The following is a 24,410-nucleotide window of genomic DNA, read 5'->3' on the forward strand; positions in this document are numbered from 1 at the left end:
AGGTGAACCCAATGAGTAACGTAAAAATTGAGAAGACGCTCAGCGGCGAGCAGACGCGCAAAGGCCTGCTGTTTTCCGGCCTGAGCGGCAAAATGCCCAAAGACGTGGGGATTTTTATCGTCATGCTGGGCATTGCCTTGATCTTTGAACTGCTTGGCTGGTATATCCGCGACCAGTCGTTTCTGATGAACCCGAGCCGTCTGCTACTGATTGTGTTGCAGGTGGCTATCATCGGCATTATCGCCGTCGGCGTCACTCAGGTAATCATTACTACCGGCATCGATCTGTCTTCCGGTTCGCTGATCGCGCTGAGCGCAGTGGTGGCGGCCAGCCTGGCACAAACCGCCGACAGTATTTCGCCAATGTATCCCGGCCTGCTGGACTTGCCGGCGGCAGTACCGATTGGCGCCGGGATTGGCATTGGCATACTGTGCGGGTTTATCAACGGTTTCTTGATTACGCGCACTGGCATCCCGCCGTTTATTGCCACTTTGGGCATGATGGTGTCGGCTCGCGGACTGGCGCAGTATTACACCAAAGGCAACCCGATCAGTTTCCTGTCGGATGATTTTACCGCCATCGGTCAGGGCGCGATGCCGGTGATTATCTTCCTGGTGATTGCGGCGGTGTTCCACATCGCGCTCAAGCACACCCGCTACGGTAAATATGTCTATGCCATCGGCGGCAACATGGTGTCGGCGAAAGTGTCCGGCATCAACGTCAATAAATACCTGGTGATCGTGTATACCATTGCCGGCGGGCTGGCTGGATTGGCGGGCGTGGTATTGGCGGCGCGCGTCAGCAGCGGCCAGTCGAGCATGGGGATGTCTTACGAACTGGATGCCATCGCCGCGGCGGTTATCGGTGGCAGTAGCCTGATGGGCGGCGTTGGCCGGATCACCGGTACGCTGATTGGTGCGGTGATCCTGGGTCTGATCAAGAGCGGTTTCACCTTTATCGGCGTCGACTCTTACATCCAGGACATTATCAAGGGCATCATTATCGTTGCCGCGGTGGCGATCGATATGCGCCGCAACCGCAAGAAAAGCTGATTTTGCCGTGAATTTCCGCCGGTGCCGTTTGGCCGGCGGTTTTTTTTAGCTTGGGGAAACCATCATGAAATCGTTGAAAATCCTGTTGCTGGTTGCCGGATTAGGCTGTTCTACGCCGCTACTGGCGGAAACCATCGGTGTCTCGATGGCCTATTTTGATCAGAACTTCCTGACCATTATTCGCCATTCGATTGATAAAGAGGCCAAGGCGCGCGGCATCACCGTGCAATTCGAAGACGCGCGCGGTGACGTCGGGCGTCAGACCGATCAAGTGCAGAATTTTATCAGCGCCGGCGTTGATGCGATTATCGTCGATCCGGTCAACTCTGCCAGCACCCCGGCGATCAGCAAGATGGTGACGCGTGCGGCAATACCCTTGGTGTATGTGAACCGTACTCCCGGTGACAGCCAGTTACCGCCCGGCGTGGTGTTTGTCGGCTCGGATGAAAAAGAGTCCGGCACCTTGCAGATGGAGGAACTGGCTCGATTGGCCAATTACCAGGGCAATGTGGCGGTGATGATCGGCAACCTGACGGATGCCGGTGCGCTACAACGCACCCGCGATGTTGAACGGATAGTGGCCAAGTATCCAAAGATGAAAATAGTGCAGAAACAGAGCGCCAACTATTCACGCAGCGAAGGCATGGATCTGATGATGAACTGGCTCACCAACGGCGAGTCGATCGACATCGTGGCGGCCAATAATGATGAAATGGCCATTGGCGCCATTATGGCGCTGCAACAGGCCGGTAAAAAGGATGACAAGGTATTGATTGGCGGTATCGATGCCACCCCGGATGGTCTGCAAGCCATGGCGTCCGGCAAATTGCAGGTGACGGTGTTCCAGGATGCCGTCGGCCAGGGCAAGGCGGCAGTGGCGGTGGCGCAGCGTATGATCAAAGGCGAGAAACTGGAGCCTTATTACTGGATCCCGTTTGAGCTGGTGACCCCGGCCAATCGGCAGCAGTATGCGGCGAAGCCATGACGGCCACTGACACCCGTTAACGCTAAATGCCATTCGGCTCTTGCCGAATGGCATCGCATGCCGCGTGTATCGGCGATGCCGTTCGTCGTTACAGCGCCGACAGGTGCTGGCGCACGATTTCTCGGCCGATTTCCAGTGAGGCGGTGGCCGCCGGGGAGGGGGCGTTGCAGACATGCAGCGAGCGGCTGCCTTTGACAAAATGGAAGTCATCCACCAATTTGCCGTCGACGGTCAGCGCCTGGGCGCGCACGCCGGCAGGCCCGGGGAGCAAGTCACTCGCCTGCAACGCCGGGATCAGGCGCTGCGCGTTTTCGGTAAACAGCCGGCGTGACAGCGAGCGGCGGATCTCGGCAACCCCTTCGCCGAGATAATTGCCGGCAATCTTCCAAAAACCGCGATAGCTCAATACCTCGGCCAGGTCTTTCAGGTTGATGTCACGTTTGCGATACCCTTCGCGTTTGAATGCCAATACCGCATTGGGGCCTACATCACGCTTGCCGTTATGCATGCGGGTAAAATGCACTCCGAGGAACGGAAAGTCCGGGTTGGGAACCGGATACACCAGATGGTTGACCAGGTGATTCTTGTCGCTGTTCAACACATAATACTCGCCGCGAAACGGCACGATTTTCATACCGGTGTCGTAGCCCGCCAGTTTGGCGATGCGGTCGCTGAACAAGCCGGCGCAGTTCACCAGCCATTTCCCCCGGTAGCTGGCGTTCGCTGTGCGCACCTCGACTCTGTCGGTGTATTCGTCGATGGCCTCGACTCGTTGACGGTAGGCTATCTCTCCGCCGCGCTGCTGGATGAGTTCTGCCAGTTTGGCGGCTACCTGCGCGTAGTTGACGATGCCGGCGTCCGGCACCAGCAACGCCTCCAGCCCGTTGACGTGCGGCTCGCGCTGTTTAAGTTCCGCCTGGCTCAGGCGTGAAACCGCCAGGCCGTTTTCCAGCCCGCGCCGATAAATGTTTTCCAGCGCATCCAGTTCGTTCAGCTGGGTGGCGACAATCACTTTGCCGCACTGGTCGTAATACAGGTCGTGTTGGCGACAGAAGTCAAACAGGGTTTTATTGCCCTGCTTGGCCAACCGAGCCTTCAGACTGCCAGGGGTATAGTAAATACCGGAGTGCACTACATTACTGTTGTGGCCGCTCTGATGCGCCGCCGGCCCGGCTTCTTTGTCAATAATCAGAATGCGCCGCTGCGGGTCGCTTTCCTGCAGCGCGTTCGCCACGCCGAGCCCAACCAGCCCGGCGCCAATCACGATAACGTCATACATGCTTTATTCCATATTTTCGTTTTCAAGTCGGCGCAGTTTGCCGCGTACGTTGCTCAGGTGGCGTTGCATGCAGCGAATGGCCGCAGCCGGATCGCCGGCCTTGATCGCCAACAACACCTGGCGATGCTCCTCGATTACCCGTTGCCGTTCCGCCAGGCGACCACGGTTCTTGCGGAGGGAATAAATCAGCACGCCCAGATACAGTTCGTGCATGTTGTCGAGTATCTGCACGAAAAACGGATTGTGTGACGCCTGCATGATGGCGCGGTGAAACAGATAGTCCTGTTGGTAACCGAGCTGCTGTTCATGCAGCGTGGCGTCACGAAACGCGATAAACGCCTGTTCGATGGCCTGTAGTTCCTCTGCGCTACGGCGTTCGGCGGCCATGCCGGCAGCCTGCTGTTCGATGACTTCACGCATTTCCAGCAGCGCTTCGACTTCGTCGCGGTTGGCTATCTCCATCATTAACGGTTCGTACTTGCTCAGCAGCGAATGCTGCTCAACCCGATGCCCACCGCCCTGGCGCGAGGAGATAATGCCGCTGACTTCGAGCACGCCTAGGGCTTCGCGCACCGGCACCCGGCTGACGCCAAAGGCGTCGGCCAGGATATTTTCCGACGGCAATTTTTCGCCCACCGGAAAAGTGCCGTCACTAATTCCGGCTTTTAACTGCGCCAAAACCTGATGCGATGCTTTCTGGCGCGTGACCTTGTGAATCATTCATTGCTCTCCGGCAGGTTGGCGGCCAGCGGGGCGCGTTGTTTATAGCGCAGCAGGTGCATCACGCCAGCGCTGACAATCAGCGCGGCACCGGCCAGGTCGGTCAACAGGCCGGGCTTGATCAGCATGATGGCGGCAACGATAAACAGTAGCCGCTCCAGCCAGTGGGTTTTCATCAGCCAGAAATTGGCGCTGGCAATTGACAGCGCATAGATGCCAACCAGCGCGGTGACGATCATGTGAATCATGGAAAAGACGTTCATATCCTCGCCCTGCATCAGCAGCGCCGGGTTATAAACCAGAATGAACGGAATGATAAAGCCCGGCAGCGCCAGCCGCACCGCATCCCACGAGGTCTGCATCGGATCGGCGCGGGCGATGCTGGCTGCGGTATAGCTTGCCAGCGCCACCGGCGGGGTAATGTTCGACAGCGCGCCAAACCAGAACACGAAGAAGTGCGCGGCCAACGGCATCACGCCGGCCTTGATCAGGATCGGCGATACGGTAACCGCCACCACGATATACAACGCGGTCGAGGGCAGTCCCATGCTCAGCACAATACACACCAGCATCACCACCAGCAGTATCATCCACAAGGTATTGTTGGTCATTGAAACGATATTGAACGCCAGCGTAGAACCGATACCGGTCATGGTTACCACGCAGATAATGACGCCAATGGCGGCACAGGCGATGGTTACCTGAATGGAACCGCGTGCCGCTTCATTCAGCGCTTCGGCGATTTTCTTCGGCGTCATGCGCACCGTGCTGTCCGGCGTGATCCAGCTGGCGACGATAATGGCAACAATGCCCAGGAAGCCGGCATAAATCGGCGTTTTGCCCATCAGCAGAGTGCCGATGACGATCACCAGCGGCAGCAGTAATAACCCACGCGCCTTCAGCACCGCTTTGACCTGCGGAATATGCTCTTTGCTGAGGCCTTTCAGGCCCTGTTTTTTCGCTTCCAGATCGATGGCCATGATCAGCGCCGCGTAGTAAAGCAGTGCCGGCACGATGGCTGCAATCACGATGGTGGTATAAGAAATGCCAAGGAAACCGGCCATAATGAATGCGGCTGCGCCCATAATCGGCGGCATGATCATGCCACCGGTCGACGCGGTGGCTTCAACCGCACCGGCGAAACGCGGCGACAGGCCGATGCTTTTCATCAGCGGAATGGTGAAGGTGCCGGTAGTGGCAACGTTGGCCACCGCGCTACCGCTCAGCGAGCCGGTCAACGCCGATGAGATCACCGCCACCTGCGCCGGTCCGCCACGACGACGACCGGCCATCGCCAGCGCCAAATCGTTAAACAGTTGGGTGGCGCCGCTGACGCTGAGAAACGCGCCGAACAGGATAAAGACCACGATGGCGGTTGAGGCGGTAGACAGGGTAATGCCAAATATCCCTTCGCTGGTCATAAACAGCCGGTACAGCAAGCGCTCAACCGAAAAACCGCCGTGGCCGAATATACCCATGAAATATTGCCCGAACAGGGCATAGACGATGGCAAAGGTCGCCAGACCGGGGATGAAATAGCCGGTTGTACGCCGTGCGGCTTCGAATAATACCGCAATGCCCAATGCCGCCATCAGGTAATCGGTAGTATTGGGAATGCTTTTGCGTACCACGTGCAGATCGACGTAGTTAAAGTAAAAATAGCCGTAACTCACCAGCGTCAGCGTGATGAATAAGTAATCCCAGCGGTTGAACGCGCTGGTGGCGTGTTTTTTGGAGAACGGGAACAGGATGAATCCCAGGATCAGGATCCCGCTCAGAAAGGTGGTGTTGCGATAGAATTCCTGGGTATTGGCCAATGCATTGGAATAAATGGCATATAGCGAAATGGCCATCGCCAGTAGCGTAGCCAGTCGCAAGGTGATGCCGGCCAGCGGGCGACTACCCGTGCCGGCTTCTTTATCCAGATCGACCACCGGCGGTGGCGTCAGTTTTTCAGCGTTCATAACGCCTCCGTTTTTTTAGACGCATCGTCTGCGCTAGCCGCTTCTGGCGGCACCAGATAATCAGGTACGTTGATGCCGACTTCGCGGAAATAGCGATAGGCGCCCAAATGCAGCGGCACAGAAACGCCCTTTAGCGCATTTTCCAACGAAATGTATTTGGCAGAACTGTGCACCTGATGCACTTCCGGCAGGTTTTCGAACATGGTTTTGGTCAGGTCATAAACGATCTTTTCATCTATTTGCCGGATGGAAACCAGAATGTTTGGCTGGGCGATGGTGGTGACCGCCTTGCTCTGCCGCGGATAGGTATTCGGCTTTATTTCAAAGCGGAACCAGGCATTGGCAATGGCGTTGATACTGGCCAGTTGCTGGTCGGTAACGTCCAGAATGCGCGCCGGAACGCCGCTGGCGTACATATCGGTGACCGCGGCGGCCGGTACGCCAGCGGGTAATGCGCCGCCATCAAGTCGGCCATCACGCATCGCCGAAACGGTATCTCCATAGCCGAGGTACTCAGGTGAAATGGATTTTTTGCTCAACTTGATGCCTTGCAGGATCACCACCGTGGATTGTTCGGTGCCGCTGGCCTGCGGGCCTACCGAAAAACGGCTGCCGGCAATGTCGTTTAAGGTGCCGTCTTTCACCTTGCTTTCCAGCATCACGAAGTGTTCCACGTTGGGCCATAGCATCGAAATGGAGCGCAGGTCTTTATAGGCTCGCCGGTCGAAATTGCGCACCCCTTCATAGGCTTCGGTGGCAATCAGACTTTGCAGAATGGCCAGCTGCGCCTCATCTTTCTGCAATAAATCGATGTTTTCTATCGAACCGGCCGAGGACTGTCCGGTGACCTGGATACCGTCCTGCTTCAGCAGATTGCTCCAGACGTTAGCCAGTCCGACGCCCATCGGGTAGTAAGTGCCGCCGGTAGAGGCGGTAGCTACTGACAAAAAGGTCTTGTCGGCATTCTCCGCCTTGCCGGCGATAGCTAGCGCCACCACGGCGATGGCCGCAGTGATACCTGCTAATAGCTTGATTTTTCTATTTTTCATAGTAAGTACCAGAGGTTGAAACAAATGGATAACATTTGCTGCAACTTGTATACAACATGGCAGATTGGTTGGCCTAATGGCAGCGACGGGATTTGTGATCGTGTTGGGCAAAAAATGGCCGATATATGTTGCAGAATGTGACGCAGGTTAAAACAAATGCATTAGCCGCGGCGTTGCTGCCGCGGCGAAGGGACAGGATGGGGGCGAGGTATAACTAAGGTAAAAAGTCTTCGCGCTGCGGGGTGAAGGTATCCAGCAAGGTACCGGGTTCCAGGCAGACGCAACCGTGTACCACGTTGGGTTGCTTATACAGCGTATCGCCTGCCGCCACCTGATGGGTTTCGTCACCGATGGTGAATTCAAAGCGGCCGGACAGCACATAGGTGAGCTGTTCGTGTGGATGGCTGTGCAGGGGGCCTACCGCCCCTGCGCTGAAGTTGACCTCCACCGCCATCATGGTGCCGCCGTGGGCCAGAATGCGCCGTGACACACCGCCGCCAAGATCCTCCAGACGGGTATCTTGTTTGAACGTGAACATACTGAAACCTCGTAGTGAACAGGATGAGTTTAAAATTGAAACATTGTTTTATTTATCTGGAAATATAATGTCGTTGACTGCATTTGTCGAGCGCTATAAACCTATCAACGTGCTCAGCAGGCGGTGTAATTTATTGCGCCAATGGTGCCATCGGTTTGCCGGAGGGCGTTTGTGCCGAACGTATGTGCGTAAAACCTGCCTCAGGTATCTGGTAAATTGCGGATTAGCTGCTAATTTTTAGCTGAACTCATTTGATTTAGCCAAGTAAGTGATTTTCTGCATCTTATCGTGCGCGCCAGTGAGGTTGATGTCGTTCAGTCAGTAGCTTATCCGTCGTCTGCCACCTGGCAGTCGTCAGTAAAATGATAAGGGGTTAATCATAGTGTCATTTCTTCGCAATAAAATCGGCGTGCTGCTCGCGGCGATGATCTTTGGCTTGACCTATGGCCTGAGTGCACCGCTGATTGCCATCAAGCTGGCGAACATGAATTACAGCGAAGCCTTTATCGGCGTCAATGCGGCACTGCATGCGGTTGGCGTGTTTATTGTCGCGCCACTGTTGCCCCGGCTGTGCCGGCGCTACTCCGCCAAAGCGCTGATGTTGAGTGCGTTGCTGATTTCAGCGTTGGTGCTGTGTCTGTTTCCCTATACGCCGATCGCCATCTGGTTTTTGCTGCGGCTATTGCTGGGGGCAATGAGCGAAATCATGCTGGTGGTGACTGAGACCTGGCTGAACTTTATGGCGGAAGAAACGGTACGTGCACGGGTGCTAGCCGCCTATACCGCCAGTCTGTCCTGCGGTTTTGCACTGGGACCGTTGATTCTGGCCGGCGTTGGCAGCAGTGGTGCTATCGCCTTCTTTATTGGCGCGGTGATTGCGCTACTGGCGGCGAGCGTAGTGGCCTGTTCGGCGATCAAACCCCTGCCGGCGGAATCCCATCAGTCCAAACCGGCAATGCTGTATCTGCGCCTGGCGCCGGTTGCCGTTGCGGCGACGGTATTGAACGCCGGGCTGGAGTCGGCTGGCATGAACCTGCTTTCTGTCTACGCGATGAATTTGGGCTGGAATGAACCGTCAGCCACCTCGCTGATTTCAGTATTAATGATTGGCGCTATCCTGCTGCAATTGCCCATTGGCTGGCTGGCCGACCGTTTCAACCGCCAGCGATTGATCGTGGTGCTGGCGGCGCTGTCAACGCTGGGCGCGTTGCTGTGGCCGATGTCGCTCAATTATCCGTGGCTGGCGTATACGCTGCTGTTCGTTTGGGGTGGGGTGTTTGTCGGTATTTACACCGTGATGATTACCCTGGTTGGGGAGCGTTTCAACGGTGGCGAGCTGGTGGGGATTTACTCGCTGCTGTCGGTGGCATGGGGGCTGGGCGCGCTGCTTGGCCCGACGCTGGGCGGCGTCGCGATGGCCTTCAATACTCACGGGCTGCCGTTGATGGCAGCGTTGATGTGTGCGGTGTTTACGCTGTTTGCCCTCAAAAATAAGCGTCGTGGCGTTTAACGCAACGCTAACGATCATTTTTAACGTGGAGGATGCTGGGCGATGGTTCAGTTAGTGATGATTCTGTTGGGGGTTGATTATCTGCGCGCGCGCTGGCGTGGTCTGATGGTGATCGGCTGGCTGGGAATACTGGCCGGCCTGGTGATCTTCATCGACGCGCTGGACAATGCGCTCTATTTTCCGCTCAACCCGTTTGCCTGGCTACTGCTGGCGGAAGGGATAGCAACGCTGATGGTGGCGCACACCGGCATTGGCGGGCAGCGCACGCTGCGCTACGTCAAGGGTGGGGCCTTTGTGCTGGCGGCGCTGCTGATTCTGGCCGGTCATCATCATGGCCATTTTGTGCTGTCGATGATCTTTGGCACGCTGTTTTTGGCCGATGGCCTGTTGCAAACCATCAGCGCCACGGTGGTGCGTTACAAAAACTGGAGGTTGGCGGTGGTGGGCGGTGTGATAGAGATAGCACTGGCGATCTTTTTCTACCAGCCATATCCGACGCATTACGTTGGCACCGTACCCTATTGCCTCGGCCTGGGGCTGATCTTTGGCGGCTGGAACATGTTGATGCTGGCGATGCGTGTCAAGCGCATGGACATCAACCCGGCGGTACAGGGCAACGAGGCGGCTGAAGAGTCCAGCAGTGCGGATACCCGGCCCCAACTGACCCTCTGGGAAGGGCCGCCGGCCGATGATGAGCCGGCGCTGACGGTACACGTCTGGACGCCGGTGGGATCGTCAAAAAACGCCACGGTGCCGCACCCGGTGATCGACCGATATATTGCCGCGGTAGATAAAGACGGGGTGATCTCCACCGGTCACGCCGCGCTGGAAGCGCCTGAAGGCGTGTATATCAGTCTGTATCCGGCCGAAGACATTGACCGTTCCCCGGAGCAGTTTACCCGCCTGTTGCGCGCCACCGAGGAAAACAATGTCGCCGGGGTGTTCCAACCTGATTACATGACCGAATCCAGCGAATGGTGCCCGTCAACGGTGCGGGTGCGTATTCGTAATTACGACGCCGCCCGGCTGCAACGTTTTTGGCAGGTATACCGCCAGGACAAAACCTACAACCTGACGCATCGAAATTGCTCCAGCAGCGTGGCGCTGGCGCTGGAAGCTGCATTGGAGGGGGTGGCCGGCAAAATTTGGGGCCGGCACGGTCACTGGCGCGCCTTGACCAAGATTTTGACCACTCCGGAGCTTTGGGTTGCGGTGCAGATCCGCAAGCGGGCAAAAACCATGGCCTGGACACCAGGCCTGACGCTGGATTATGCCCGCGCACTCAGCATGCTGGCGGATCCACGGCCTACCGGTTGGCTGACCACGGCGCAGCGTGCGGTGCGTAAAATCTTCTCGCTACGTAAACAGTGGCGGGAAGACAAGCCAAACGCCTCGGCGGTGCAGGCTGAGGTGGACGGCAAAGGCGTTTCGCAATAATGGCTCCGTTGCGCTGGCCGGCGTCAAAGCCGAGCAACGAACGCGACTGGCTGACGGAATATGCCAGATTGCCGACGGTGGAGTGGGGTGTGCAGGGCAAGGTGACATTGCGTAACGTGCGTAATTTCACCTATCGCACCCGTGATGATTATTCCCCGGATTGGTACGACGCCGAATACGATCTTAATCAGGCTGCAACCGTGGATGTCATCGCATCCTATTGGTCGGGAAAATCAATTGCGCACCTTTTTTTGAGCTTTGGCTTTCAGGATGGCCGCCATCTGGCGATTTCCATCGAAACCCGCCGTAGCCGTGGCCAGTTTTTTTCCACCTGGCGCGGCTTTTTCAACTATTACATGCTGACTTATGTGGTTGCCGATGAACGTGACCTGATCGGCGTAAGAACCGACGTTCGCCGCGAGCAGGTGTATCTCTACCCGGTGCAGATCGCGGCGCCAACCGTGCGCCAGCTGTTGCTGGAGTATCTGCGGCGTATCGATCAACTTAGCCAGCGGCCCGAGTTTTATCACACGCTGTACAACAATTGCACCAGCAATATCCTGCGGCATGCCGCCGCCGTTTCTCCGGCCATTCGTTACCACTGGCGGGTGCTGGTTAGCGGCTATGCCGACCGCTATGTCTACGATCTCGGCCTGTTGAACAATGACCTGCCGTTTGAGCAACTCAAGCAACGCAGTCTGATCGTGCGCCCGCCTGACGCGGTAATTGATGCGGACTTTTCACGACAGATCCGCCGCTCTAGGGCCTGATGAAGGTAACCAGACCCGCAGGATCGGGCGGCACGCAATGCCGACGCTGCGCGTTTTGCCTTATCGCCGGTTGTCATACCAAGGCAAAATGGTCGCTTGACAAGCGCTGCCGCCAGTCAACGCGGTGATAACCCATATCCTGTTCAGCACTGGCGCACGAAACATGGCCAAATAGGTAACTGATAATAACGCCGTGGAAAAGCCCTGAGCCGTAGCCATTCCATGGCGGTAATAACCAATGGCAAAAACAATTAATCCGCTGCGCCAGCGTTAAACTGTTTAAAATTAAATTTCATCTGCTATAAGAACAAACGAAAGCGCTGGACAACGCTGAGCAATAAATTTAATTATAATAAACAGAGTAAACCAGATATTCCTGAGGAACCGTGATGATTATGCAACCCGTTCGGCCTGAAGCGTCGATCCAGCGTTTGCTTGATGCGTTGGAACCCCTGGCGAAGCCAATGAGCGTGATGCCGCGTAAGCGCCTGAACTGGGAATACAAGGGTGAGCCGCAGTTTTACATTGTCAAGAGTGGTGAGCTGTCGATACTGCGGGTGTCTGACGGTTTGCTGATCGCTACAGCCTATGAACAAACGCTGTTTGGCCTGGCCGAAAGTATTCAGCCGCTGCGCTGCCATATTTTGCGGGTGGAGACGCCGTCAACCCTGCTGCGGTTGAACGCCAGTGACGCCAAGGCGGTGTTTACCGCGCAAGGCCTTTGGCAGGACGCCACGGTGTTGCTCTCCTATTACACCAGCTATCTCTTTTACCGCGATGCGCTGCTGGTGCAGCAGCGAACCTATTTGATCATCCGCGATCATCTGCTTGAGCTGATTAAGTTGCCGTTGGATACGCGCTTGAGGACGTCAATCTTGGAATATATGCAGGAAAGAACGTTGCTTTCGCGCAGCAGTATATTGAACGTTATTGCTGAACTGAAAAACAATAATCACATCGAGATAAAGCGCGGTGGCTATCTGTTGAGCATCACTACCTTGCCTGACCGGTGTTGAGCCATCATTATTGCGCCAAGTTCAGGGGCTAGCCTCTTTATTTTTTAATAATTTAAAATTAAACCATAAAATAATAGAGGCGTCCCAACGCTTGTTTTATTATTTCCGCTAACAATCCACCTTGCCGTCAATATTTCATCGACGGCGAGTGTAATTATAGCCAGGGAATATTATGAAAAAAACACTTGTCGCGCTCATTGTATTAAATGCTTGCGCTGTGTCTCAAGCCTTCGCCGCCGCAGATACCGGTACCTGGTACGGTGGCGCGAAACTTGGTTGGTCGCATTATTTTGATGCCAGCGCGGATAAAGACTTTAGCGATAACCTGGATCATGCCACCGATTTTGACTTTAACAAAGACAACACCGCCGGCGGCGTATTTGCCGGTTATCAGATTAACTCGTGGTTGGCTGTTGAAGGCGGCTATGATTATCTCGGCAATATGCAGATCAACGGCAATAACGGCGTCGCCGGCACAAAATTGGCCAGCCAGGGGTTACAATTATCAATGAAAGCCAGTTACGGCCTGACCGATAACTGGGATCTCTATGGCCGTGCCGGCGCTATGGCCTACCGGGCAGAAACCGACCATGCCGGCCACAGCGAGTTCGAAACCGGCGTTCGACCGCTGGCTGCGGTGGGCACCGAGTATGCCTTTAACGATAACTGGGCGGGACGCGTTGAATATCAGTGGGTAAGCAACGTTGGTAACGTCAATCAGATTGGTGCCAGCGCCGACGTCAGCTCCCTGACCGCGGGCGTGGTGTATCGCTTCGGTCAACATGCGGCCCCGGTCGCCGCAGTGGTCGTCGCGCCGGTGGCCGGGCCGGTTGAACCCGAGCGTTTCAATCTGAAGTCGGACGTCATGTTCGGCTACAACTCCGCCGAACTGTCGCCGCAGGGGCAGGCCGCGGTGCGTGACCTGTATAACCGTCCGGAAATCCAGTCAGCCAAAGATCAGACCACCATGGTGATTGGTTACAGCGACCGCATCGGTTCCGCCGACTATAACCAGCAACTGTCGTCCCGTCGGGCCCAGGCGGTAGCCGATGAGCTGGTTCGTTTGGGTATGCCAGCGGCCAATGTGCAAGCTCAGGGACGTGGTGCCAGCGAATCGGTAACCGGAACCCAGTGTGATGGTATCAGCGCGCGCAGCCAACGTATCGACTGCCTGGCGCCAGACCGCCGGGTAGTGGTTGAAATCGCCGGGCAACACGCACCTCAGGCGTAAGCCACACCTCAGATAAAACTTTTGATGTATTGCCCGAGCTTTCCGTCGGGCTTTTTTTGCGTTCGTAACAGGCATTTTGCCAACGGTGGGGATAAGTATGAAGTGGATAAAAACCGGGTGTTTACTGGGGGGAGTGTTAATGTCGGCGTCGGCGTTGGCCGTTGGTGTGCACGGTGAGGCCGGCGAAAACTGGACTGACGTTAGCGTTGATTTCGGTAGTCGCGATCCCGGGTTGACCTTCAGTGGGAACTGGGCGCACAGCGATGACGATGGCGACGTCGCGGGACTCGGAATGGGGCTGAATTTACCCTTGGGGCCGGTGTTGTTCACCATGGGCGGCAAGGCGTTGTACCTCAATCCCGACGACGGCGATGAAGGCTATGCACTGGCGGTTGGCGGCGGCGCACAGCTGCCGCTGGGTGAGCACTTTACCGTCTTCGGCGATGCCTATTATTCTCCGGATTCGCTGTCCAGCGGCGTGGAGGAGTACGTAGAAAGCAATGCCGGAGTGCGTTGGCAGGTGATTCCGCTGATGGCGGTAGAGGCCGGGTATCGTTATATCGATCTGAAGGGCAAAAATGGTCATCGCAATAACACCTTGGCGGATGGCATTTATACCTCGGTGAGCCTGGTGTTCTAAACGGGGATCATCCCGGTGAATGCCGGGAGGTCGACGGTTGGGTTATGTGCCATCACGATCCCCCGGTACCCATCATGGCGGGCGTTGGGGGATCGTTGCAGGTTACGAAAGGTGGGCTGTCAGCGGTTTTAATGCCGTATTGATTTGTGCCAATCCGTCTCTATTCTGCTGTTTAAGAAACATCTCGTTCAGTTCACCAAACTGTTCAAGTTTGGTCAGCGCGTTGAAGGCGGGGCGTGCCTGACTGCGTATATTCAATACTTCCGCCTGGCTAATGGGATCGATACAGGCTTTTCTTATCTGATTGCTGAATTGGTCAATAATGCGTTTATTGTCGCGGTACAGGGGCTGCAAGCTGGCAGCATCGCCGTTGTTGCTGGCTGCTTCGAGGTTTGCCGGGAAGGAGATGGCATTGACTTCACTGACTACCGGGTTATCGTTGCTGGCGCACCCTGCCAGCAACAGCGTGGCAATCAGCACTTTTTTGATATGGGGGGTATTAACGACTGCGAACATGAGGAAAGTATCCATAAAGTAAAACTGTGGGAAACTTACCTTCACAGCCAGCTGCGTTGCCAGCATAGAACTGTTTATTTATAAATTTTACCTTATGTCTGGCGTGCACATCCCCGATGTTCGCCTGGCTGAACACTTGCAACCGCTACGGCTCTGGTACATGCTGCGTAGGCCGTAGCAGGTTGATAATACGGCTTTATATCTCATCAGCACCAAAAGGAACCGTCGGCAATGTCCCGCGAACAACGCAAAGCGAGCGCTTCAACTCTGCCCGTCTGGGGCAGCAGGGCAGAAATGGTCAGCCAGGCGCTTGCGCGCAGTATGCCCTGGTTTGCCTTCGTCAATATCAGTTTTGCGTTGATTATCATCTTCCGTAATGTGTTGTTCTATCACTTTGATCAAACGTTGGCGACGCGCAGCGACATGTTGCACGAGATCGATATGTTGATGCTGGCGATCGTGGCTATTTCGCTGGGCATGTTAAGCAGCCTGTTGCGCACCGAAGCCAGGCTATCGCCTGGCTGGCAAACGCTGCTGGCGCTATTGTTGTTCGCCTTGAGCTGTCTGTGGTCTTTTTGCTGTTTCTACTTCGTCACCGTGTGGCGTCTGCCGTTTTCTTATCCATTGACCATTATTTTAATGCTGACGGCGCTCGGCGCGCTGTATTTTTACCCCAAGGGATTGTTGCTGTTTCTGTTGCCAATCTGGCTGACCTGCCTGATGGCCAGCGTAAGGCTCAACGCCGGGCTGAATATGCGGTTTGTAATTATCTGGCTGTTGCTGGCGTTCATTTTGCTGTACGGGCGTTACATTCTGCTGCACTGGTTTAATGAAAACTGGCAGCGATATCAGGATAACCGGCTGTTGATTTCCCGTCTGGAAACCATGGCCAATCAGGATGCATTGACCGAAACCGCCAATCGACGCGCAATGGAACACCATCTTGCCGTTGCCGCCGACCGCCAGCGTCCCTTTGCGCTAATCATGATCGACGTCGATTTTTTCAAGCGTTACAACGATCGTTACGGCCACCCTGCCGGTGACCGCTGCTTGCGTGATATTGCCGCGATCTTGAAATCGTCGGTGCGCTCACCGGAAGACGTGGTTGCACGTTACGGTGGCGAGGAGTTCTTGCTGTTGCTGTTCGATGCGTCGCTCGCCGGTGCACAGGTGGTGGCAGAGCGCATCCAGCAGCGTATCCGCCGCCAGGCATTGCCACACGCCGCGTCGGAGGTTAGCGAGGTGGTCAGCGTCAGCATGGGGCTTGCTGCCTCGGCGGGGAACAAAAGCGACGCGCAACTGCTGTTAGAAGCCGATGCGGCGCTATACCGCGCCAAGCAGGGCGGCCGAGACCGTTGGCAAGCCTAACCCGCCAGCCTGTCATGGCTGCGCCGGCGGGCTGTACCAGTGTTCCTTTTTCACCAGTACCGGCAGTTCAGGCTGGCTGACAAAGTTCGGTGACATAATCTGCACGTCAAACTCGTTGAATACATCCTGAATATGCGCGTGCAGCTCGCTACGTACTCCGGCCAGGGATTCACCTGCCAGCAGTCTGACCTGAAGTTCATAGGCGATGTACCAGTCCATCAGACTGAGCTGGCGTACGATCGGTGGCTGGCTGTTATCCAATCCGTGGGTACGGCTGGCGGCCAGTTCCAGCATCGCATGTACCTGGCGCCACGGCGTATCATAACCAATAGTAACGCTGGTGGTCATGTTGACGCCGGGGGGGCCGTCGTGGATGCTGAGATTGATGATTCTGCCGCTGACCACCACCGCGTTGGGGACGGTGACCTCGTAGTTTTCCCGCGTGACGATCTTGGTGGCCAGCATACCGACCTCGCTGACCACCCCTTCATTATCGGCAACGCGAATAATGTCGCCTTTACGCAACGCGCGTGAATAGGTCAGTACCAGGCCACTCATGGCGTGGTTCATGACGCCGGCAGAACCGAGCGTCAACATCAGGCCGAAAAACACGCTGATGCCCTTGAAGGCCAGCGAATTGGCGCCGGGTAAAAACGGGTAGGCCGCAGACAGGGCAAACAGCCAGACTGCCACGCTGATCAATTTCCGCGTGACGCCGACGGTTTGTGGATGCAGGCCGGGAATATGCAGCATGCCGCGTTCCACTCGCAGTAACACCACTTTAATCAGTTTGACAATAAAACCGGTGATGACAAAAATGGCGATCACCACGCATAAACCGGGCAGGGCAGACAGGATCACCAGACCAATGCGCTGGAACAGCTGCAGGGTGTATTGGCCCAGTTCCATCCCCCATATCCGCGTATACGGGAAGAGCCGCAATACCCAGCTAATCCATAGATAAAACCCCAGCACGCACAGGATACCCATCAGCCAGGCGTAGAGCCGCACCTCAAACTGCCCGAGGAAACTGCGTAACTGCGGGAATAGACCGGGTTTGTTTTGTTGTTTTCTGGCGGCGTAATACCGTCTTACATACGCCAGCGAGCGGTAGGCGAACCAGCACACCGTCACTAACGCGGCGGCTCCCGCCACGCTTTTCAGCGCAGACAGCAGGAGATAATGCGGGGAATACTGTTCGATTAATGCGTGACGGAGGTTTTCCAGCCGTTGCAGTACCAACCGGCTGGCCTGCGCCAGATTGAGATCGTCTCCCTCGTCGAGATCGCCCTGCGCCAATAGCATAAACGGCTTTTTATTGATCGAAAACACCACCGCCTGTTGCTGATAGCGGGTGATGGTAGCGATCTCAACCGGCTGTTGCAGATCCTGCTGGTTGAGCGCGCGCAGGTTGCGCACGATGCGCTGCACGCGCTCTTCCGGCGTCGTCAGGCCGAATTTGGCTTGCAGCATCACCACCGGCTGGTTAAGCAGCGTCAGGGTGCGCGCCTGTTCCGCCGCGCTGGGGGTCTGGCGTGGTTCAGCGCTCCACAACAGGCTGGAATAGCACAACAGTATGCAGCACAACAAGTATGAAAGTTTTTTGGTCATCACTATTCGCACCATCCACATAGAACGATTGATACCCTGTCATCAAAACCGATAAACGCCGTGAAATACCAAGGCAAGCCGCATCCTGAGGCGTCGCTGGGTGCGCTCATTACAGTGTAGTGATAGTTAGCCGTTTCGATACGTGGCAAGTGGTTATTTTAATTGCCTGAAAGCGAAGGGGTTATGGATCGTAAATAACATTACCGAACGTTGGCCATCACAGCAAGGTGGTTGCAGAGAGCTGGCACCGAGGTACATGCCAGGAGCGGGAGAGTGCCCGTGCCGTAGTGCCAGGCAGCTCTTTATGATGCGCAACTTATTATAAGCTAATTGTATATGGGACATTTTTATTTGTTCTGCATTATTTCTAATAGGATGGTTCCACGGGTATGAGTTATGTGTCCGAGTGGCTATTATGGCGTTCGATACGTTATTTTCAGGGATGGTTTTCTGATAATTTCATAGCTAACAATAGACATGATTAGCCCGCTTCTATCACTATAATGAAAAATTACTGATTAATTACCATCGTCGACTGATATGCCATGAGGGTGTAATCAAGTTATGTTTAGAGTCTGACATCAACGGGTAACATACATCAAGGAGAATGACGTTACTGTATTGCGCATCTCTAGGCCGGTTACTTTATAAAAAAACAGCCAACGGTATTTTCTGATTTTTATCATGGTGCGCAGATTAATTTAATTTTTTCAGGCTGTTAGTATCTCTCTCGCAACGCCAACGGCCGTGGCGTATCAGAGGAGTCTTTTCATGGACAATCATTTTTTTATTCAACGGCGAGTTATTCTCAACGCCGGCGATGTCATCTGCATTCACTGTTCTCACCCGGTGGTGATTTTACTGCGCAGAAATCGTAGGGAATATAAAACTTATGCTGTTGGACAAGAGGGACGCTTCAATCATGGGTGTTTTACCCATTTTCCGGTAAATCTGCGAATTCCGCAGGCTGGAGTTTGGGATATCCTGTTAGAGCCGATGCCAGTTTATCGAGAGCGTTTCAAGTATGCGCTGAACTTTATTGGCCATCAGGAACTGTCCGCTCCGGCGCTGTTAAAGAAAAACTTGATGCTGGTGGACGTGTGTGACTGAAGGGAAAAGGGGGGACATCCCCCCTCTATTAACGATATTGCAACTGATATTTAAAGCGTTGGGTTGGTTCGAGTGTTATAGAAGAAGCTGATTGCGCCAGCATTGGTCTGTTTGCCTTTTTCTGAAAATATATTGTCGACGAAGGCAGAGCCTACAGCCAGATCGTTTCTGCCGTTACCATTGAAGTCGCCGACGGCAATGGAAGTACCGAACTTGCCGTTAGGCACTTCTCCCCAATAAACCTCGGCCAGCGGATCTTTCCCATTTAATTTTTTGGCTGCCAGCAGATCCTGAATATTGACCTTGCCATTCTGTTTAATCACTTTTGCATCCACCAGATCTGCTTGGCCACCATAGACGACATATACCGCACCAACCGGGGTTTGCTCTGCGTCACGTATGGCGTTGGGATCGCTGATCACCAGATCCATTATGCCGTCGCCGTCCATATCGACGTTGCCGATGATATTCTGGCCAAAGCCGTCCAGTTTTCCGCCAACGTTGCCGACGCGGTTGGAGTGGATGACGAACCCTTTGTCTTTAGTGAAATCTTTGGCGGTGGTGCTGGCTGAATCCAGGAACAAGCTGCCGGAATTGCCGTTCAACCCGCCATGTTGACCCTTGATCACCCACACCAGACCCGAGTGTTCGTTCGGATTGCCATTGTCTGAAGGAGAGCTGATGGCGAGCGAGTCTGTTTTGCCAAAGAAGTTGCCCAGGGCACTGATGGTGCCATTGTTGCTGGTCGTTTCGAGGTGATTGTGGAAGCTCTTATCATTGCTCCAGAAGTAGGTGGCCCCGCCCAGGAATGCCCCCGGCATGCCGTGAATGCGAGTGGCCTCTTTACTATTCAAGTCGGCCAGCCTCAGCAGTTTATTGCTACTGTAGTCATCGCCGTAAATCAGATAGCCAGTGCCGGCGTTGCCGCCTTTGCTGTTCTGCGCCACAGAATCGATAATCAAAAAGTCTTCTTTGCCATCGCCGTTGATATCGCCAACGCGGCTGACTTGTCCACCGAGATTGACGTTGTTGGAGTGCAGCGGCGACAGAATACCGGCCTCTGGACGGATATAGGCGCCCATGCCTTCACCGGTCCATTGATTGTTTTTGAACTCCAGATCGATATTTTTCCAGGTTTTTGGCGTGCCGGCTTTAGCGCCGTAAATCACTACTACGCCGCCTCGTCCATCCGTGGCATGGATGTCGCCAATAGCCAGGTCAACGGCACCGTCCTGATTGTAGTCGATAGCGCCGACCGTAGTGCCGAACCAGCCACCGATGTTCGGAGTACCGTTGGAGAAGGCTGCGCGGATACGGATGCCGATGTCACTGTTGCCGTTATCAATATCGTTCAGATCGATGGTGCGGGAAAGACGCGTATGGTTTGAACGATGTTGCGGACCGCCCCAGATAACATAAACCTGATCGAACAAATGAGAAGCGATTACCAGGTCGTCATGGCCATCACCATTCAGATCGCCAATTTTACGCACTGACCATCCCATCAGCTTGGTGCCAATGGAGTTGGAGGGTCTGCTATGGAAGATCTTGATGGCGTTGCTGCGGCTGAATTGGCCGATATCTTGCACGTTTTCAAAATCCTGGCCGTAATGCGTACCCAGAATAACGTATGCCACGCCTTTGTCCGCTTCAGCAAAGGGAGCCGTTACCACAATATCTTCGGTGCCATCATCGGAGAAGTTACCGATATTGGTCATGCTCCAACCCAGAAAATTATTGGTAGCCTCACCAAAGATGGTATGGTCAGACACGGCATAAGGTTTAACACCGGTATTTTCAGCTGCGTTGGCTCCGACACAACAACTGAACAGGGCGGTAACTAACAGGGCGATTTTGGTTTTATTCATGATCTTCATATCTACTTCCTTGATTACTGTTTAGGGTAAAAAGCTTTATGGTGAAATATTCCGTTTCTTTTATTTTTATCCATAAAATACCGTGTGGATGAGCAGAAACATCTCTCATCGCTAAAGAACGTATTCCTGGTGGCTCAGTATTTTGCGATTAATTCATTTCAATGTTGAGAGTTGCTGTAGCGGTGAAATCAGCAATTGCCGGTTTCTCCTCTCCTGATTGCGTCGGCGTGGCGTATATTGTGGCTTCGCCATGGTTAAGCAATATCTCGCTGTCTCCCTTTAACTGAGAGTTTCCTTGTTCCAGTTTGATACCCAGATTCCGATCGTTGGTGGCGATCAGATCGTTTTTAAAATCGGTTGGTTTAAACGTGATTTTGGCGTTGGCAACATCCTCCGAGTTTTTACAGGTGACTTTTAGTGGCACGCTTTGCGTGCCTGTTCCTTTGCCCTTGGCGAAATCGGCGGCAGCTAGCTTGCCAAAGTCGACGGTAATTATGCCCGGCTCCAGCTGACACTGCGCCGGAATTGACAGGTCGATCGCAAAACTCACCGTTGCCAGTAATTTACTATAATCAAAGTTTGCCGCACTTTTTGTTTTGGCAAAAATGGAGAGTACCTCATTAAAAGTTTGTGTGTACCTTCCGGTAATAGGTTTGCCAAAATACAAATGCATCATGCCATGATTACCGGTTCCCCATCCTTGCGGGTTACCCTCATCATAACAATCTTTTACGGTGGCCTGATGGTTGTCCACCACAAAATCGGGATCGGAAAATATAAGTGGTTCGGTCGATCCTGCTCCTCCCATAACGTTGACGTCAAAGGCGGAGTAAATCTCTTTGTTGGCATCTAATAATAAATATTCTTTACTGTTTGAGGGGCCTGCGGGATTTTGCTGCTGATATTTTGACTTGAATTTAAAAACGATTGATTCATTATGGGTATCCATTGAGCAATTGCAACGTGCCACGAACGTTGTAGGGGTACTCCATGCGATAGATGTCTCTTTTTCTGGCATATCTCCTGTAATGGATGCGAGGTGGCGGTTATTTCCATTAAGGTAATAACAGATACCATCCAGATCGCCCGGATCGGCGTGCGCCGTTGCCGATATAATCATTGCACCGCTCCCCAGCAGCAACGCCAGTAATTTCTTGTTCATGAACATTCCCTCGAATCGCTAGTGAATTAAATGCACTGCTGTGTTAGCTGAACGATGCCGCTGGCTGCATGGTCCTGTTCGCTCAGTTGATAGTCGACCTGGCATTGTTGATCCGGCTGTTTACCCCATTGCACCAGCAACTTTCCTCGCGGTTCCATACCTGTAAGGAATACTTCCCCCCGATCGCCGACAATGCTGCCTTTGTCGGTTCTGGCATCAGGCACGTTGACAATGGCGCCAAACGGCACCGGCTCGCCTTGCTGGCGGGTCAAAGTCATCAGTAGTCGTTTACCTACCGCCGGCGCAAAGCTGGCGCGCACTACGGCACCACGTGTTGGCACCAGTGTCTGGCTGTTGATTTCCAGTTCGACATTCTCTGGCAGGGTATCTGGCCGCAGGCGTAAGGTGTTCTCGCGGTATGGCGTCAGATAAGGCACTACGGTATAGCCGCGGAAGTCGGTGGCGACGCCGGTTTGGTTGCTGACCTGCACCCCACCGGCTTTTGGCGCGGCGATCAGTGCCGTTGTTTCGCCCAGCGGTTGCGACAGCGTCAGGCCGTTGGCATGGACCAGCATGCCGCCTTGCAGGTTGTAGCTCAGGCGACGGTTGTCGCGGCTGTAGCCGTAACCGGCACCGATTTGGCCGTAACCGCCACGGTAGCTGAGCGAGGCGTCGCTGCCATTGCTATTGCCCTGGCTGTCTAGACTCTGTTGCAGACTCCAGTTCAGGTTGTTGTCCGCCAGCGCCGTACCGTTCAGGCCCACGGAGTGAGTGGCATGCTGGTGATCGCCCACGCTGCTGCGATAGCTGGCCCAGCTACCAGCCAGCCATTTATTTAACGGAACGCTGAGGCTGAAGCTGAACAGGTTGTCATTGTTGTACCTGCGGCTGCCGCTGCCATCATAATCACTGGTGTTTCGATTGAGGCTATAGCTCAGGTTGTAGCTGATATTGTTCCAGCTATTGCCGTAGCTCAAGCTGGCGGAGGTGGTGGTGCGCTCGCTGTTCCAATAGTCTTCGTTGATCAGGCTGGCCGTCAGATAGCCCCGCGTTTTGCCCAGATTCTGGTTTACCCGCAACTCGGTACGGTTACGGCGCCGCTCCGGCAGATGATTACCATTGCCATTACGGTAGCTACTCAAGGTTTCTCCGAGGGTGTAAAAGCCAGTGGTGGAATAGCGATAGCCAGCTACCGCAACGTTGGTACCGGTGGTCAGCATGTTTTTGTTGTAGCGCAGCCTCAGCGACTGGCCACGGCTTTTGGACTGCTCCTCCAGGCGAGCCCAGCTCTGGGTGGCATCGGCGGAGAGCGCGCCAATATTGCCGAGGTTTTTACCCATCCCCAGCAGTAATGACTGATATTTGCTGGCGGTCTGCATGCCTCCATACAATGTCATGTCCCATGGCAGCCCATAGATCAGACTGCCCTGGCTGAACGGCGTTGACTCGACATTGCTGTTGTAGGAACGGTAGCTACCACTGGTCGCTTCGTACTTAAACTGACCTTCACGCTGCATCACAGCCACTGAGGCATAGGGCACCAATGAAACCTGCTTACTGCCGTCGGCCTCAAGGATTGTTACCTTCAGCTCTCCGCTGCTGCTGGGATACAGGTCGTCAATAACGAACTCGCCGGGCGGTACGTAGCTATGGTAAATGGTAAAGTCGTTTTGAGTGATGGTGACCTGTGCGTTGGTGCGTGCCACGCCGCGGATAATCGGTGCATAACCGCGCAGGCTGTCCGGCAGCATCTGGTCATCGGTACTGAGTTGTGCACCACGAAACGGTACGCTGTCAAACAGGTCGGGGGAAGTGCTGCTGTCACCCAGAACCAGTTGGCTACGCAACGCGGCGATATCCCGCTGTAGGTAGGTATAGGCAGATTGCCATTTGCCGCCGTCATTACTCCAGGTGGAGTAGTTTCGCAGCCGCCAAGCACCTAGGTTGAAACCGGGACGCAGATTGAGATAATTGCTGTTGCTGCTTTTACCATGATGATCCCGGCTGGTGGCACCGCTATAGCTGTAGTTTAACAGTAGGGCAGTAATGCCCTGGTCCCAGCGTTCCGGCGCGACAAAACCGCGCGCCTGGCTGTTCATTGCCGCCAGCGGAATGCTCAGCATCAACCGCTGCTGGCTGAAGTCAAATTCGGCGCTGGCCTGTGGAATCACCGCCAGGTTGGCGCATCCGTGTATGCTGTTTTGCAGCATTGGGAAGGCGGCGGTTTTTACGCCTAGGGAGTCAAGTGTGCCAATGTCCAGGCAGGGCTGTAGATGTGCGCCCGTTACGTTATCCTGTTGCAAGAAGAAATCAAAATCATAGGAGCCGGCGAACTGCTTGTTGACATAGAGATCGACGCGATAAGTACCGGGCGTTTGGCTGCCTTCATTTTCAAAGACGGAAAGATCGGCCTGTATTTGTTGCGCATTATTGCCATCCAAAAAGGCCGGATTAAAATAGTCGCGCGCCTGCAATGGAGAAGCAAACAGGCTTAGCAGGCAAAAAGCCGGGCAGGCCACCAGCTTCAGGCGTGCTGGTGCGGAGACTCCCTGGAAAATAGTCATAATAGTGATGT

The 24,410-nt window shown here is 54.6% G+C and carries 20 protein-coding genes; 10 read left to right on the forward strand and 10 right to left on the reverse strand.

Annotated features, from left to right (window positions below; genetic code table 11):
• Positions 1-11: 11 nt before the first annotated feature.
• Both NYE85_RS14155 and NYE85_RS14160 read left to right on the forward strand, forming a co-directional pair.
• Entirely contained in the window at positions 12-1,052 is a 1,041-nt protein-coding gene (locus NYE85_RS14155; protein ID WP_259005388.1) for an ABC transporter permease, read from the forward strand.
• Positions 1,053-1,116: 64 nt separating this feature from the next.
• The gene (locus NYE85_RS14160) at positions 1,117-2,037 is read left to right on the forward strand and encodes a sugar ABC transporter substrate-binding protein (RefSeq protein ID WP_259005389.1); all 921 of its coding nucleotides are present in this window, start codon (positions 1,117-1,119) and stop codon (positions 2,035-2,037) included.
• Between the two features lie 88 nt (positions 2,038-2,125).
• Here the strand turns inward: NYE85_RS14160 and lhgO are convergent, their stop codons facing one another.
• The 5 genes from lhgO to NYE85_RS14185 form a co-directional block, all read right to left on the reverse strand.
• Complete coding sequence (gene lhgO, locus NYE85_RS14165) at positions 2,126-3,316, reverse strand: L-2-hydroxyglutarate oxidase (RefSeq protein ID WP_259005390.1); 1,191 nt, start codon at positions 3,314-3,316, stop codon at positions 2,126-2,128.
• A 3-nt stretch (positions 3,317-3,319) separates the two neighbouring features.
• Positions 3,320-4,036 (reverse strand): FadR/GntR family transcriptional regulator, encoded by a 717-nt coding sequence (locus NYE85_RS14170; RefSeq protein ID WP_259005391.1) that lies wholly within the window; start codon positions 4,034-4,036, stop codon positions 3,320-3,322.
• Positions 4,033-6,000, reverse strand: a complete 1,968-nt coding sequence (locus tag NYE85_RS14175; RefSeq protein WP_259005392.1) for a TRAP transporter permease — start codon at positions 5,998-6,000, stop codon at positions 4,033-4,035. Before NYE85_RS14175 ends, NYE85_RS14170 begins: the two co-directional genes overlap by 4 nt.
• Entirely contained in the window at positions 5,997-7,049 is a 1,053-nt protein-coding gene (locus tag NYE85_RS14180; RefSeq protein WP_259005393.1) for a TAXI family TRAP transporter solute-binding subunit, read from the reverse strand. Before NYE85_RS14180 ends, NYE85_RS14175 begins: the two co-directional genes overlap by 4 nt.
• A gap of 214 nt (positions 7,050-7,263) precedes the next feature.
• Entirely contained in the window at positions 7,264-7,587 is a 324-nt protein-coding gene (locus NYE85_RS14185) for a cupin domain-containing protein (RefSeq protein WP_259005394.1), read from the reverse strand.
• Positions 7,588-7,969: 382 nt separating this feature from the next.
• On the opposite strand from NYE85_RS14185, the gene NYE85_RS14190 reads away from it, so the two are divergent.
• From NYE85_RS14190 to NYE85_RS14215, 6 genes are all read left to right on the forward strand, one after another.
• Complete coding sequence (locus tag NYE85_RS14190) at positions 7,970-9,097, forward strand: MFS transporter (RefSeq protein ID WP_309600871.1); 1,128 nt, start codon at positions 7,970-7,972, stop codon at positions 9,095-9,097.
• 42 nt (positions 9,098-9,139) lie between these two features.
• A complete protein-coding gene (locus tag NYE85_RS14195) occupies positions 9,140-10,534 on the forward strand; it encodes an HdeD family acid-resistance protein (RefSeq protein ID WP_259005395.1) in 1,395 nt (464 codons plus the stop codon).
• On the forward strand, positions 10,534-11,304 hold the full coding sequence (locus NYE85_RS14200; RefSeq protein WP_259005396.1) for a DUF4105 domain-containing protein: 771 nt from the start codon (positions 10,534-10,536) through the stop codon (positions 11,302-11,304). The genes NYE85_RS14195 and NYE85_RS14200 overlap by 1 nt, the downstream gene beginning before the upstream one ends.
• 389 nt (positions 11,305-11,693) lie before the next feature.
• The gene (locus NYE85_RS14205; RefSeq protein ID WP_405050672.1) at positions 11,694-12,320 is read left to right on the forward strand and encodes a helix-turn-helix domain-containing protein; all 627 of its coding nucleotides are present in this window, start codon (positions 11,694-11,696) and stop codon (positions 12,318-12,320) included.
• A 172-nt stretch (positions 12,321-12,492) separates the two neighbouring features.
• A complete protein-coding gene (gene ompA / locus NYE85_RS14210) occupies positions 12,493-13,551 on the forward strand; it encodes a porin OmpA (protein WP_259005398.1) in 1,059 nt (352 codons plus the stop codon).
• Between the two features lie 97 nt (positions 13,552-13,648).
• Positions 13,649-14,191, forward strand: coding sequence for a YfaZ family protein (locus NYE85_RS14215; protein WP_259005399.1), 543 nt, complete (start codon positions 13,649-13,651; stop codon positions 14,189-14,191).
• A gap of 102 nt (positions 14,192-14,293) precedes the next feature.
• On the opposite strand, the gene NYE85_RS14220 is transcribed toward NYE85_RS14215, so the two are convergent.
• A complete protein-coding gene (locus tag NYE85_RS14220; RefSeq protein WP_259005400.1) occupies positions 14,294-14,707 on the reverse strand; it encodes a hypothetical protein in 414 nt (137 codons plus the stop codon).
• Between the two features lie 231 nt (positions 14,708-14,938).
• On the opposite strand from NYE85_RS14220, the gene NYE85_RS14225 reads away from it, so the two are divergent.
• Positions 14,939-16,075 carry a GGDEF domain-containing protein gene (locus tag NYE85_RS14225; protein WP_259005401.1) on the forward strand — a complete coding sequence of 379 codons (1,137 nt, stop codon included), beginning with the start codon at positions 14,939-14,941 and terminating at the stop codon, positions 16,073-16,075.
• Between the two features lie 12 nt (positions 16,076-16,087).
• Here NYE85_RS14225 and NYE85_RS14230 read toward each other — a convergent pair whose 3' ends face one another.
• Positions 16,088-17,686: a mechanosensitive ion channel family protein gene (locus NYE85_RS14230; protein WP_259005402.1), complete on the reverse strand. Its 1,599-nt coding sequence runs from the start codon at positions 17,684-17,686 to the stop codon at positions 16,088-16,090.
• A gap of 771 nt (positions 17,687-18,457) precedes the next feature.
• Here NYE85_RS14230 and NYE85_RS14235 point away from each other — a divergent pair.
• On the forward strand, positions 18,458-18,796 hold the full coding sequence (locus NYE85_RS14235; protein ID WP_259005403.1) for a DUF1883 domain-containing protein: 339 nt from the start codon (positions 18,458-18,460) through the stop codon (positions 18,794-18,796).
• Positions 18,797-18,846: 50 nt separating this feature from the next.
• Here NYE85_RS14235 and NYE85_RS14240 read toward each other — a convergent pair whose 3' ends face one another.
• The 3 genes from NYE85_RS14240 to NYE85_RS14250 form a co-directional block, all read right to left on the reverse strand.
• A complete protein-coding gene (locus NYE85_RS14240) occupies positions 18,847-20,673 on the reverse strand; it encodes a hypothetical protein (RefSeq protein WP_259005404.1) in 1,827 nt (608 codons plus the stop codon).
• Positions 20,674-20,821: 148 nt separating this feature from the next.
• A complete protein-coding gene (locus NYE85_RS14245) occupies positions 20,822-21,835 on the reverse strand; it encodes a fimbrial protein (protein ID WP_259005405.1) in 1,014 nt (337 codons plus the stop codon).
• Between the two features lie 26 nt (positions 21,836-21,861).
• Positions 21,862-24,399: a fimbria/pilus outer membrane usher protein gene (locus NYE85_RS14250; protein ID WP_259005406.1), complete on the reverse strand. Its 2,538-nt coding sequence runs from the start codon at positions 24,397-24,399 to the stop codon at positions 21,862-21,864.
• Between the last annotated feature and the right edge of the window lie 11 nt (positions 24,400-24,410).

Origin of the sequence: Serratia sp. AKBS12, assembly GCF_024793895.1 — a bacterium.
Classification (GTDB): Bacteria; Pseudomonadota; Gammaproteobacteria; order Enterobacterales; family Enterobacteriaceae; genus Serratia_F.